This is a genomic window from Tumebacillus permanentifrigoris (assembly GCF_003148565.1).
Classification (GTDB): domain Bacteria; phylum Bacillota; class Bacilli; order Tumebacillales; family Tumebacillaceae; genus Tumebacillus; species Tumebacillus permanentifrigoris.
Genome location: NZ_QGGL01000034.1, coordinates 1 through 12,232 on the forward strand (window position 1 = coordinate 1; position 12,232 = coordinate 12,232).

Here is a 12,232-nt window from a genome sequence, read left to right on the forward strand (position 1 = left end):
CGCGAAGCCCCCCTCAAGATAAGACTTCCCACACGGTCAACGTGGTAAGACCCCCAGTAGAAGACTGGGTTGATAGGCTGGGTGTGTACGTGCCGCGAGGCATTTAGCTGACCAGTACTAATAGGTCGAGGGCTTATCCTACGAAATGCATGTCTTGAACTCACAAAGTTGCTCTACCCAGTTGTCACAGTCTCGTGATGATGGCGGAAAGGTCACACCTGTTCCCATCTCGAACACAGAAGTTAAGCTTTCCAGCGCCGATGGTACTTGGACCGCAGGGTCCTGGGAGAGTAGGACGTCGCGAGGCAGCAGCATCAGGAACAAAAAGACTCGATCCATTGCGGATCGAGTCTTTTTTTATTTTTGTAGGCATCTATTCGTTAAGCGGAAAGTAATATAGAATGATTTAGTACGATTACGGAATAATAGGAGAGATATTAATTGAGTCATAAAAAGTGGAGTAAATTGCTTGCCAGCACCATCGTTTTGTCATCGGTATTCAGCCCTCTGGCAGCGGTTGCTACAACACCAACCGCAGGCGCACAAGTTGCAACCGGTCTGGAGGATGCGCTTCAACAGGCTCGTGAGTTGGGCTTGTTGGTGGGCGATCCGAACGGTGAGATCCGACCGAATGACCATTTGACGCGCATGGAATTGGCGAAGATTTTCTGCTCGCTGTTCCAATTGAACATAGAGCAAGTGCAATCACCGTCTTTTGCAGATGTGTCTTCGAACGATTGGGGCTTGAACTACATCGAAGCCGTTCGCAAGGCGGGGCTGATGACCGGTGACGGGAGAACGTTCCGTCCGAACGACTTGATCACCCGCGAAGAGATGGCGGTTGTGCTCGTGCGCGGACTCGGCCTTGATGCGCAGGGCGCAGGGAGCCAGCTCAAGATCGCTGACAAATCAGAGATCAGCACATGGGCTCAGGATGCGGTTCAAACCGTTCTCGACCTCGGGCTGATGCAAGCTTCTGGCAATACGTTCTCGCCGCAACAGGCGCTGATCCGCCAAGAAGTAGCGACCGTTGCAGTAGGTGTCGTGGATCGTCCGACGGGCCACGTGCATGTTGCTGACGGGACCGTGACTATTGCCGGGATTTCATATCAAGTTTCTGAATCGTTGCAAGGTCTCCTCAGTTCCACCAACTCTGATGTTTTGCAGCATGCGAGATTTGAGTTGGAGCGTGACGGGTACAAAATCATCGGCATCAAACGCCTGGAACTGCAACAGCAAGAGGGCGTGCTTGATGCAAAAAACAACGTGCTCAGCGGGAGTTTGGTGCTCAAGGGCTCCGTCACGTTGAAAAACCTGACCGCCAAAGGCACTGTGCAAGTCACGGGAACTGCGGCTCAGCAGGGCCATGTCATTTTGGAAAATACAACGCTCGCTTCCGTGGCGGCCAAAGACGCGCAAGTCACGGCGCGCGGTACGACGAAGATCGCCGATACGGTCGTCAATGGCAAGGCGTCGATCACAGTCGAAGGCAACGCTTCGATTGACAAGTTGCAATTGGCAGAAGGCGCAGGAGAAGTGCAACTGAAAGGGAAACTGCTGAACGTCGTTCTGCAGGGCAATGCACACGCGAAAATCACCTTGCTTGACGGTGCGAGCATTCAAAACTTGACCTTGCCTGCAGGCGTCGCCACACGCGATCTCTTCAACCAGTACGATGCGATCAAGGCGAGCATCCCGATGGTCAACGGCAGCACCAACGTGGACCTGAGAGTCTATGTTACGTCCAACCCGCCACAAGTACAAGTCGACCGTGCAGCCTTGAACCTGAAAATCATCACAGCGACGGCCTTCAAGAATGCGGCCGAGGTTGGTACAACACCAGGCACGGTTCCGCAAGCAGCCTATGACGCGCTCGTTCAAGCGATTGCGGATGCAACCGCTGTGCAAAACAACGCGACAGCAACCCAGACGCAGGTCGATGCAGCGGTAACCACCTTGGAACAAGCGATTGCAACGTTCCAAGCTTCCATCAATCAAGGTGTCAATACACAGGCACTGCTTGCAAAAATTGCCGACGCAACCGCTGTATTAGGATCTGCAGTGGTGGGCAACACAACCGGTACATACCCGCAAAGTGCGATCGATGTATTGACCCAAGCGATTGCCACGGCGCAAGGATTCGCAGATCAAGTGGATGCGACACAGGAGCAAGTTGACTCCGCGGCGATTGCCTTGACAGTGGCGGTCACCCAGTTCCAACAGGCGCAACTGGCACCGCTCACGGTGACCTTGACGGAAGGTGCTCGATTGGATATCAACTCCGCTCTGGGCGGCACTTCTGGTGATGTTGTGTTAACCGATACGCAGCAGGTCCCCTTCTATCAATACAACAAGCGCAACATCAAGAACCTGATTCAAATCAAGCGCGGCGCCGAAGTGGAGAACATCAAGTACGTACCGGGTACCACCACGTTTGAAGTTGACAATGCACAGAATGAAAAGATCGCGGAGCTTTCGTTGGCATCCAGCACGGACCTCATTCAGCTTGCAGCGGCAACATCTGGCGTCAATCTACATCCGCAGCCTGATTTGACGGAAGCGACCTCGGGGAATCTGGTGTTCACTGTGACCGAAGCAGGGCAAGTTGCCGGACAGCAGACTCTCTCGTTCCGCCCGGACGAAACGGCTCCGGTTCTGACCGGCGCAACCTATGCGAACGACCTGTTCACGTTCACGGCCAGTGAAGGGCTCGCCACGTTTATGATCCCACCTGTCATTCAGGTAGAAGCTTCAACGAAGGGGGACTTTTTGGACACGATCTCGTTGGTAAGCGGAAGCGATTACTCCCTCGTTGGCGGAGCTGTCAATTCTCAATTCCAGATCAGACTGACGGGCACTGGAAAAAGCAAGCTGACCATTCAACAAGGCAGCAAATTCCGTTTCACAATCAACGGGTATTATGATTTTGCCAACAATGCTATGAACACGAGCTATCTCGTCGATGTAGATCAACTCTAGTCGGATCGCAAAAAAAGAGAGGGGAAGCGACTTCCCTTCTCTTTTTTTCCAAAATGACCCCCAGATGCACACACCATATGCGTTTGGAAAGGAGGATTTCCTTGCCTGAATGGTTTGAGTTGAGCCCGGCGTCCGCCCCTGCTTTTCGCCTGTTGGCGCTGCCTGAGGCCCGGCATCTGTTCACCGACTTCCCACCGTCCCTACGGATGGTTGGCGCGGTGCAAGACGGGCATCCGGTCGGGCTGGCGATCGGCGACCAGCAGCAAGGCTCGGCGGCGAACTTGCTTTCCTTGACGGTCGTTGAAGGTGCGCGACACAAGGGCATCGGGAAGTCGCTTTTGCTGGAGCTGGAAGACCTGTTGCGACGCAGGGGTTGCTCGTCGATTCTCGCTGAATATCTTGCAGATCCAGTTTTGCCGTCGGAAAGTGGTTCGTTTTTGACAGCCTGCGGGTTTGATACACCTCGTCCCGGGATTCACATCTGGAGCGGCGCTCTGGAGATCCTGCAGGAGATTCTCTGGGTGGGGCGCTGTCGGTTGCCGGATGCGTTCTCGGTAGGCCCGTGGTCGTCTCTGACAACCAGTGAGCGTGAAGCCGTTCATGCTGGACTCGGAGTCTGGTACCCGCCGATCCTCTCGCCCTTTGCAGAGGAAGCGATGCTGGACCCGGAGCGGAGCATGGTCTTGCGCTATCGAGGTGAAGTTGTGGGCTGGATGATCCTCGAAGTCTTTGATGCGCAGACCGTGCTGTTCAAGACGATGTTTGTGCATCAGCGGCATCAGCGGGCAGGCCGTGGTGTAGCTTTGATCTCAGAAGCTTGTCAGCGAATGCTCCAAGACCCTGAATTTCAGCAGGGGATCTTTTTTGTGGAAGCGGTCAATGCGTCGATGGTGCGGTTCATGCAGGATCGCCTGGGACATCCGGAGATTGAGAAGCAGATCCTCTGGCGAACGGGCAAAGTGCTGGCGTGAAGCAAGACCTACTCCGTTACGGATTAGGTCTTTTTTGCGTGGTACACTAGTGGTGTGTTAGGAGGTGCTGTATGACGACGTATATTATTTTTGATCTGGAATGGGTGGCGACGTTTGCCAAGGGGCAAATTCCGGAAGTGATCTCCATCGGGGCCGTGAAGTTGGACCGCCAGATGAACGAGTGTGACCAGTTCGCGTCCTATGTTCGGCCCAAGCGGGCGCGGATGCTCAACAAGCGCACGACGCGCATGACCAAGATTCGCCCAGAGGATGTGCAATCGCAGGACAATTTTGCAAAAGTCTGGAAGCGGTTCCTGCAATGGATCGGCGAGGAGGAGTACTTCCTGCTCACCTGGGGTCCGACCGACATCCACACCTTGTTGCAAAACTGCAAGCTGCACCACGTCTCGTTGGAGTGGCTGCGCAATTACAACGATCTACAGGCCGAGTTCGGTCGGCTCCAAAGTTTGAAAAACCAGTCTGGGTTGATGGAAGCGCTCGAAGCTCTGCACCTCAAGCCGATTGGCGCGCACCACAGTGCCGTGGACGATGCACGCAACACCGCCCAGATCTTCAAGGCGCTGTACGACCGCCTGCAGTTGAAACGCAACAACCACGTCGGGTTGCTCAAAGCGTTCGCGCCCAAGCAAACCAGACGCCCATCGCGCCCCTTAGAGACCGCCGTGCGTACTAGGCGAGGCAAAGCCCAAGATCGGATCGGGGAAGCCACACGAGCCTGCCGACAACCCTAAGTAAGCTGCGAAAAAAAGACTCATTCCGTTGCGGAATCGAGTCTTTTTTTGAGGCGAAGTTGGCAGTTTTTTCACACTTTTCAAAGGCGCTATGATAGAGTGAACTTACATTCATGTCATGAACCAACGAGGAGCGTGCTCCCTAAATGAACCAAGAGATCAAGAGCCAGTTGCAATCGATCGTCGGCGATCGCTGGATGATGGATTCGCCTAACGAGCTGTACGTATATTCCTATGATGCCACCCCGCTGTACCAAGCGATGCCGGATGCAGTCGTGATGCCGGGCAACGTGGAGGAAGTGGCTGCCGTGCTGAAAGTGGCCAACCAATATCGCATCCCGATCGTCTCGCGTGGCTCGGGCACCAACCTCTCTGGAGGCACCGTCCCGACGGAGGGCGGCATCGTGTTGGTGACCAATCGCCTGCACACGTTGCACGAAGTCGACCAAGAGAATCTGACTGCCACGTTCGGGCCAGGCTTGATCACCGCCGATCTGCATCGGGAGGTCGAGGCCGTCGGCCTTTTTTATCCGCCTGATCCGGGCAGCATGCGCATCTCGACGATGGGCGGGAACGTCGCGGAGTGTGCAGGGGGCATGCGCGGTTTGAAATATGGCGTGACCAAGGACTACATCATGGGCATCGAAGCGGTGCTCCCCAGCGGCGAGATCGTGCGTTTTGGCGGCAAAAACGCCAAGGATGTGGCGGGCTATGATGTGACCAAACTGCTCGTCGGCTCCGAAGGAACACTCGCCGTCGTGACGGAGATCACGGCGAAATTGTTGCCGCTGCCGCCTGCCAAGCAGACGATGGTCGCCTACTACCAAGACCTCACCTCCGCCGCTCGCACCGTCCAGCGCGTCATCGCCGCCAAGATCATCCCGGCGACGATGGAGTTCCTCGACCATGCGACGATGGCGGTCGTCGAGGACTTTGCGCGCATCGGCTTGCCACTGGATATGAAGGCGATGCTGATCATCGAGCAGGATGGTACCGCGCTACAAGTCGAGCAGGACATCGCCCGCATCGCGGAGATCTGCCGCTCAGAAGGGGCAACCGAAGTACGCCTCGCGCAGACGGCAGACGAAGGCGCGAAACTGATGGCCGCCCGTCGTGCCGCGCTGTCCGCGCTGGCGAGAGTGAAGCCGACGACGATCCTTGAGGACGCCACCGTCCCGCGCGCAAACCTCGCGACGATGGTCGAGCAAGTCGATGTGATCGCCCGCAGATACGATCTCCAGATCTGCACGTTCGGCCACGCCGGGGATGGCAATCTGCACCCGACCTGCCTGACAGACGAACGCGATCGGGAGGAAATTCACCGTGTTGAACAGGCGTTCGAGGAGATTTTTCACGCGGCGATCAAATTGGGCGGGACGATCACCGGCGAGCACGGCGTCGGGATGGCAAAAGCGGGCTTTCTCGACCTCAAGGTCGGCCCGTCTGGCATGGAATTGATGAAGCGGATCAAGGAAGCCTTCGACCCGCATGGAATCATGAACCCTGGCAAGATTTTTGCAAAAAGCGACCGACGCAGAGTGGTGGTGAAAACGCATGCCTGCACACACGAACACAACCATGCCTGAACAAACCAGCCTGATCCAACTCCTCGACAACTTCGATCGGGAGGAAATTCTCAACTGCATGCAGTGCGGATTCTGCCTGCCCGCCTGCCCGACCTATCGCCAAACCGGCAAGGAATCCGCCTCGCCCCGCGGGCGAATCGCCTTGATGAAAGCGGTCGCGGACCAGCAGCTCGACGTCGATGCGGAGTTTGAGCAGAACATGTACCTCTGCCTCGGGTGCCGCGCCTGTGAAACGGCATGCCCGGCCGGCGTACCCTACGGCAGCCTCATCGAAACCGCACGCGATGTGGTGGAAAGCAACAAAAAGAACAAAAGCGACCATTCGCTGATCCGCGACCTCGTGTTCGAGGAGATTTTTCCGCACCCGGAGCGTGTCGATCTGCTCAGTTCGATGCTCTGGGCCTCGCAAGCGCTCGGGTTGCAGAAACTCGCCAACGTCACGGGGCTGATTAACATCCTCCCGCGCCCGATGCGCGAGATGCAGACGGCAGTGGATCAGATCGCCTCCCCGTGGCAGCGGATGAAGCGTGAGCGCGTCATGGCCCCCACAGGAGTCCCGCAGAAGTTGCGAGTCGGCCTGTTCAAGGGCTGTATCATGGATGTGATGTTTTATGAGTCGAACCAAGCGACGGCACGGGTGTTGACCAAGGCCGGCTGCGAAGTCGTCTTCGTCGAGGATCAAGCCTGTTGCGGAGCCCTCCACGCCCATTCCGGGGAGAAAAAGGGGGCCAAGGAACTCGCCAAGCGCAACATCGAAGCCTTTGAAAACGCAGGCGTCGATCTGATCGTCAACAATGCGGGGGGGTGTGGAGCGGCGCTCAAGGAGTACCACCACTGGTTCCACGACGACCCGGAGTGGCACGAGCGGGCGCTGGCGTTCGTCGCCAAGTCTCGCGATGCCAATGAATTGGTCGCTGAACTGCCGGTGCTCCCCTTTACAGAGGCACTCGCAGGGGTTCGGATCACCTACCAAGACTCCTGCCACCTCGCACACGGGCAAGGCGTGCGCCAACAGCCGCGCCACCTTTTACAGAGCATTCCGGGCGTGGACTATGTGGAGATGAGCGGTGCCGACACTTGCTGTGGGTCGGCGGGCATCTACAACATCACCAATTTCGAGCTGTCGATGGAGGTGCTCGATGTGAAGATGGAAAACGTCAAGCGGACGAAAGCCCATGTCGTCGTCACGTCGAATCCTGGCTGCTTGCTGCAGATGAAAAAAGGCATCCAACGCGCCGGTCTTGAGGAGCACATGGAAGCCTTGCATATTATGGATCTACTGGATCGCGCACTCTAAAAAAGGCCCTGTCCCGCGTGGGACAGGGCCTTTTTTCGGATTGTTCCATGTGAAACGTAGGAATCAGGAGGAAACGGGAGAATCAAATTGGAATCGGAATCTAGTATAGGTTCGTTGTTGATTGAGTCAGTTTTTGTCGAAATTCGGTCGGTATGCGGTGTTGAGATGTCGAATCAGTCCGTGTTAAGATAACACCTGTCGCCACGAGATGGCATCAACACGCAAGACACACGGTGAGAACATGAGCCATTAGCTCAGTTGGTAGAGCACCTGACTTTTAATCAGGGTGTCGAAGGTTCAAGTCCTTCATGGCTCACCATTTTACATCTGCGGAAGTGGCTCAGGGGTAGAGCATCGCCTTGCCAAGGCGAGGGTCGTGGGTTCGAATCCCATCTTCCGCTCCATTTTTACAAACTTGATATGCGGTCGTGGCGGAATGGCAGACGCGCACGCTTGAGGGGCGTGTGGGGTTTCCCCGTGGAAGTTCGAGTCTTCTCGACCGCACCATGTTTTTCTGGGGGGTTAGCTCAGTTGGTAGAGCACCTGCCTTGCAAGCAGGGGGTCAGCGGTTCGAATCCGCTACTCTCCACCAGATTTGCCTTTTTAGCTCAGTAGGTAGAGCGCATCCATGGTAAGGATGAGGTCATCGGTTCGATTCCGGTAAAAGGCACCATTTGCTTGGCTCGTTGGAGAAGCGGCTTAACTCATCGCCCTTTCAAGGCGACATTCACGGGTTCGAATCCCGTACGAGTCACCAATTTTTACGGAGGCTTAGCTCAGCTGGGAGAGCATCTGCCTTACAAGCAGAGGGTCGGCGGTTCGATCCCGTCAGCCTCCACCATTTTCAAACTTGCAACTTGTAACTCGGAGCTGTGGTGTAGTGGCCTAACATGTCCGCCTGTCACGCGGAAGACCGCGGGTTCGAATCCCGTCAGCTCCGCCACTTATCTTCATACTTGCATGGCTCGGTAGCTCAGTTGGTAGAGCAGTAGACTGAAAATCTACGTGTCGGCGGTTCGATTCCGTCCCGAGCCACCATTGAGAGACAATATTATGTTACGCGGAAGTGGCTCAGGGGTAGAGCATCGCCTTGCCAAGGCGAGGGTCGTGGGTTCGAATCCCATCTTCCGCTCCATGATTTTCCTCTCAAACACTTGGGGGCCCATAGCTCAGTTGGCTAGAGCGCACGACTGATAATCGTGAGGTCGGAAGTTCGAATCTTCTTGGGCCCACCATTTCTATATAGATCTAGTGATACTGGCGAAGAGGCCACACCTGTTCCCATCTCGAACACAGAAGTTAAGCTCTTCAGCGCCGATGGTACTTGGACCGCAGGGTCCTGGGAGAGTAGGACGTCGCTAGGCATGTGAAAAAAGCTCGGTCTTCCCTTGGGGGAGATCGAGCTTTTTTTGCATCAAGATCGAATTGTGTCTGGGGGTGAATACGAGCGTATGCGTGAGGATGTGCGGGGTAATCGTGGCTAGTGGCAGGATTTTGTTGTGATTTGTCTGGATGATCCAGTTGAGGAGTGGAGATGCTTGTGATAAGATAATTTTTGTCGCCACGCGGAAGTGGCTCAGGGGTAGAGCATCGCCTTGCCAAGGCGAGGGTCGTGGGTTCGAATCCCATCTTCCGCTCCATTGCCTTTTTAGCTCAGTAGGTAGAGCGCATCCATGGTAAGGATGAGGTCATCGGTTCGATTCCGGTAAAAGGCACCATTCGGAGGCTTAGCTCAGCTGGGAGAGCATCTGCCTTACAAGCAGAGGGTCGGCGGTTCGATCCCGTCAGCCTCCACCAATTTGTTTTGAACACCAAGACCCGATCTTCCTCGTGAAGATCGGGTCTTTTTTTGTCCCTAGCAACAACTATAAGCGAGCGTGAGAGCGAGGCTGAGTGGGCAGGTTGAGGCCAAGGTCTGAATTTGTTGAGGTTTGGCTGATTGGCTGGATTGAGCAGCCGACGGGTACGTGGTAAGATAACTCCTGTCACCGCGAGTGACGTTGCGAGCCATTAGCTCAGTTGGTAGAGCACCTGACTTTTAATCAGGGTGTCGAAGGTTCAAGTCCTTCATGGCTCACCATTTTCACCCGCCTTTTTAGCTCAGTAGGTAGAGCGCATCCATGGTAAGGATGAGGTCATCGGTTCGATTCCGGTAAAAGGCACCATGTCTCTGGAGCTGTGGTGTAGTGGCCTAACATGTCCGCCTGTCACGCGGAAGACCGCGGGTTCGAATCCCGTCAGCTCCGCCATATGTTTGGAAAAAAGGCCCGATCTTCTTCGTGAAGATCGGGTCTTTTTTGCGTTCCGGTGCGTTAGGTCTTGCGTTGTGGTTCGCGGCCTGACATCCATCCGACCCAGACGGCGAGTGCGAGGAAGACGAGCAGGGCGAGCAACGGACCGCCGAGGGTGGCTGCGGGCAGCGTGACTTTTAGGGAGACGAGCGCCGCGATGAGGATGCCGATCAGCGATTCGCCGGCGATCAGGCCGGAGCAGAGCAGGACACCGCGTTCGACGCGTTCTTCGACAGGTTGGTCGGCATTGCGTTTTTGGAAACGCAGGTACGCCCAGCGCACGAGGCCGCCGAGGAGGATCGGGGTCGAGGTGTGTACGGGTAGGTAGATGCCGACGGCGACCGGGAGGGCTTCGATGCCGAGCAGTTCGATCACGACCGCGATGGCGACGCCGATGAAGACGAGATCCCACGGCATGTTGGCGTTCATGATGCCTTCGACGATCAGTTTCATGAGCACGGCTTTGGGGGCGGGGAGTTCTTTGGTCCCGAAGCCGTATGCGTCGTTGAGGAGCAACAACACCCAGCCGATGACGAGCCCGGAGCCGAGGATGCCGATCAGCATCGCGACTTGCTGCGCGCGCGGGGTGGCGCCGACGAGATAGCCAGTTTTCAGATCTTGCGAGATGTCGCCGGCGATGGCGAGGGCGACGCAGATGATTGCGCCAACGGTGAGCGCTGTGACCATGCCATCCATCCCGGAATAGCCAAAGGCCCGGTAAACGGAGGTGACGATCAAGAGCGTGGCGATTGTCATGCCGGAGACGGGCGAGGAGGAGGAACCGATTGCGCCGACGATCCGGGAAGCGACGGTGACAAAAAGGAACCCGAATACGGCGATGCCGAGCGCGCCGATGATGCCCGTGTTGATTTGGGGCATGAACGCGGCGAACAGCAACAGGACAGCGGCGGCGGGGAGGGTGATTTTTTTGCTAAGGTCTTGTTCGGTGCGCAGGAGTTCGACCGGTGTGTCATCGCCGCGTGTGCCTTGGATGCCTTGGAACGTCGAGGTGAGCGAGCTCCAGAGCATCGGCAGGGTGCGAACGAGCGAGATCAGGCCACCGGTCGCGACCGCACCGGCCCCGATGTAGCGGATGTAGTGATCCCAGATGCCCCACGCGTCGAGGGTGTTGATGGGGTCGGTACCAGGTGCGATGGCACCGCCGCTTTGACCGAAAAAGCTGATCATCGGGATCAGCACCAACCAAGCCAAAACGCCACCTGCTGCCATCATCGCGCCGACCCGCGGGCCGACGATGAAGCCGACAGAGAGCAACGAGGGGAGGGTGTCCATGCCGAGCACCCCATTGCGCAGGCCCGCGATCTTGGTTTCGATCTCGGACGGGAACATTTTGAGCCCATCGGCGAACAGTTTGAACACGCCGCCGATGGCGAGCCCGCCAAATACGAGCTTGGCGCGACCGCCGCCTTCTTCACCTGCGACGAGGACTTGTGCGCAGGCGGTGCCTTCTGGATAGGGCAGGCGGTCGTGTTCCTTGACGATCAGCAGGCGGCGCAGTGGGATCATGAACAGCACCCCGAGGAAGCCGCCTGTCAACACGATCAGCGTGATTTTAAAAAGGCCAGGGTTGGCCTTCCACAAAAACAGCGCGGGCAAGGTGAAAATAGCTCCGGCGGCCACAGCTTCTCCGGCGGTGGTGATGGTTTGCACGATGTTGTTTTCGAGAATGGAGTTTCTGCGCAGGACGCCGCGTATGATCGCCATCGAGATCACGGCCGCCGGGATTGAGGCGGAGATCGTCATGCCGATGATCAGACCGAGATAGGCGTTGGCTGCTCCAAAGATGATCGCGAGCACGATCCCGATCACGATTGCGGTGATGGTGAGTTCCGGTGGACGAACGGATGGGGAGATGAAAGGTTTGAAGGGTTGCTTGTTGTGGTTGTTGTCGCTCATGTGCGGGCTCCTTCCCCAGACTGGTTCTCTTTCTAAGATTTGTGGATTGCGGGTTGAGTATACGGCGTGCTAAGATAGCTCTTGTCGCCGCGAGAGATGCGGTGAATGATTGAGAAGGTAGATGGAGAATCTACCAGTTGACTTGTAAGTGATTGGTATGTTATCTTGATTGAGTGGCTTCGGCGGCACGTTTTGATCCTTGAAAACTAAACGAGTGATAGATGAGAATCGATTCGAGCCTTGAATCAAACTTTAATTGAGAGTTTGATCCTGGCTCAGGACGAACGCTGGCGGCGTGCCTAATACATGCAAGTCGAGCGGACTGATGTGGAGCTTGCTCCATGGATGTCAGCGGCGGACGGGTGAGTAACACGTGGGTAACCTGCCTGGCAGACTGGGATAACGCTTGGAAACGAGTGCTAATACCGGATGATCTCTT

General features: G+C 56.3%; 6 protein-coding genes, 17 tRNA genes and 4 rRNA genes. 26 read left to right on the forward strand and 1 reads right to left on the reverse strand.

The features are described from left to right. The 25 genes from C7459_RS21965 to C7459_RS22085 form a co-directional block, all read left to right on the forward strand. Positions 1-141, forward strand: a 23S ribosomal RNA gene (locus C7459_RS21965); the annotation flags it as partial. Positions 142-190: 49 nt separating this feature from the next. After that, positions 191-307: ribosomal RNA gene (gene rrf / locus C7459_RS21970) — 5S ribosomal RNA — on the forward strand. Between the two features lie 134 nt (positions 308-441). After that, complete coding sequence (locus C7459_RS21975) at positions 442-2,979, forward strand: S-layer homology domain-containing protein (RefSeq protein WP_109691410.1); 2,538 nt, start codon at positions 442-444, stop codon at positions 2,977-2,979. A gap of 101 nt (positions 2,980-3,080) precedes the next feature. Then, positions 3,081-3,950, forward strand: a complete 870-nt coding sequence (locus C7459_RS21980; RefSeq protein ID WP_170119613.1) for a GNAT family N-acetyltransferase — start codon at positions 3,081-3,083, stop codon at positions 3,948-3,950. A gap of 71 nt (positions 3,951-4,021) precedes the next feature. Continuing rightward, the gene (locus tag C7459_RS21985; RefSeq protein WP_109691412.1) at positions 4,022-4,702 is read left to right on the forward strand and encodes a 3'-5' exonuclease; all 681 of its coding nucleotides are present in this window, start codon (positions 4,022-4,024) and stop codon (positions 4,700-4,702) included. Between the two features lie 146 nt (positions 4,703-4,848). Next, positions 4,849-6,288, forward strand: a complete 1,440-nt coding sequence (locus tag C7459_RS21990; RefSeq protein ID WP_109691413.1) for an FAD-binding oxidoreductase — start codon at positions 4,849-4,851, stop codon at positions 6,286-6,288. Beyond that, complete coding sequence (locus C7459_RS21995; RefSeq protein ID WP_425450737.1) at positions 6,257-7,585, forward strand: (Fe-S)-binding protein; 1,329 nt, start codon at positions 6,257-6,259, stop codon at positions 7,583-7,585. The genes C7459_RS21990 and C7459_RS21995 overlap by 32 nt, the downstream gene beginning before the upstream one ends. A 243-nt stretch (positions 7,586-7,828) precedes the next feature. Then, positions 7,829-7,904 (forward strand) — tRNA-Lys (locus C7459_RS22000). A 10-nt stretch (positions 7,905-7,914) separates the two neighbouring features. Beyond that, positions 7,915-7,989, forward strand: a tRNA-Gly gene (locus C7459_RS22005). 18 nt (positions 7,990-8,007) lie between these two features. After that, positions 8,008-8,092, forward strand: a tRNA-Leu gene (locus C7459_RS22010). Between the two features lie 9 nt (positions 8,093-8,101). Beyond that, a tRNA-Ala gene (locus C7459_RS22015) sits at positions 8,102-8,177 on the forward strand. A gap of 5 nt (positions 8,178-8,182) precedes the next feature. Next, a tRNA-Thr gene (locus C7459_RS22020) sits at positions 8,183-8,258 on the forward strand. 7 nt (positions 8,259-8,265) lie between these two features. Further along, positions 8,266-8,342: transfer RNA gene (locus C7459_RS22025), tRNA-Glu, on the forward strand. Positions 8,343-8,350: 8 nt separating this feature from the next. Then, positions 8,351-8,426 (forward strand) — tRNA-Val (locus C7459_RS22030). 25 nt (positions 8,427-8,451) lie between these two features. Beyond that, positions 8,452-8,528, forward strand: a tRNA-Asp gene (locus C7459_RS22035). Positions 8,529-8,547: 19 nt separating this feature from the next. Then, a tRNA-Phe gene (locus C7459_RS22040) sits at positions 8,548-8,623 on the forward strand. Positions 8,624-8,645: 22 nt separating this feature from the next. Then, positions 8,646-8,720 (forward strand) — tRNA-Gly (locus C7459_RS22045). Positions 8,721-8,743: 23 nt separating this feature from the next. Further along, a tRNA-Ile gene (locus tag C7459_RS22050) sits at positions 8,744-8,820 on the forward strand. Between the two features lie 12 nt (positions 8,821-8,832). Continuing rightward, a 5S ribosomal RNA gene (gene rrf, locus C7459_RS22055) occupies positions 8,833-8,949 on the forward strand. 201 nt (positions 8,950-9,150) lie between these two features. Beyond that, positions 9,151-9,225: transfer RNA gene (locus tag C7459_RS22060), tRNA-Gly, on the forward strand. Positions 9,226-9,227: 2 nt separating this feature from the next. Beyond that, positions 9,228-9,303, forward strand: a tRNA-Thr gene (locus C7459_RS22065). A 3-nt stretch (positions 9,304-9,306) separates the two neighbouring features. Then, positions 9,307-9,382, forward strand: a tRNA-Val gene (locus C7459_RS22070). A gap of 207 nt (positions 9,383-9,589) precedes the next feature. After that, a tRNA-Lys gene (locus C7459_RS22075) sits at positions 9,590-9,665 on the forward strand. 9 nt (positions 9,666-9,674) lie between these two features. Then, positions 9,675-9,750, forward strand: a tRNA-Thr gene (locus tag C7459_RS22080). 7 nt (positions 9,751-9,757) lie between these two features. Next, positions 9,758-9,834 (forward strand) — tRNA-Asp (locus C7459_RS22085). 63 nt (positions 9,835-9,897) lie between these two features. Here the strand turns inward: C7459_RS22085 and C7459_RS22090 are convergent. Next, positions 9,898-11,793: an OPT family oligopeptide transporter gene (locus C7459_RS22090; protein ID WP_109691414.1), complete on the reverse strand. Its 1,896-nt coding sequence runs from the start codon at positions 11,791-11,793 to the stop codon at positions 9,898-9,900. A 252-nt stretch (positions 11,794-12,045) separates the two neighbouring features. Between C7459_RS22090 and C7459_RS22095 the strand changes: the two genes are divergently transcribed. Next, positions 12,046-12,232: ribosomal RNA gene (locus tag C7459_RS22095) — 16S ribosomal RNA — on the forward strand; the annotation flags it as partial.

Bases quoted from the DNA above. Each gene is read 5' to 3' on its own strand.
- C7459_RS21985 (WP_109691412.1), top strand. From the start codon at position 4,022: ATGACGACGTATATTATTTTTGATCTGGAATGGGTGGCGACGTTTGCC.
- C7459_RS21990 (WP_109691413.1), top strand. From the start codon at position 4,849: ATGAACCAAGAGATCAAGAGCCAGTTGCAATCGATCGTCGGCGATCGC.
- C7459_RS21995 (WP_425450737.1), top strand. From the start codon at position 6,257: ATGCCTGCACACACGAACACAACCATGCCTGAACAAACCAGCCTGATC.
- C7459_RS22090 (WP_109691414.1), bottom strand. From the start codon at position 11,793: ATGAGCGACAACAACCACAACAAGCAACCCTTCAAACCTTTCATCTCC.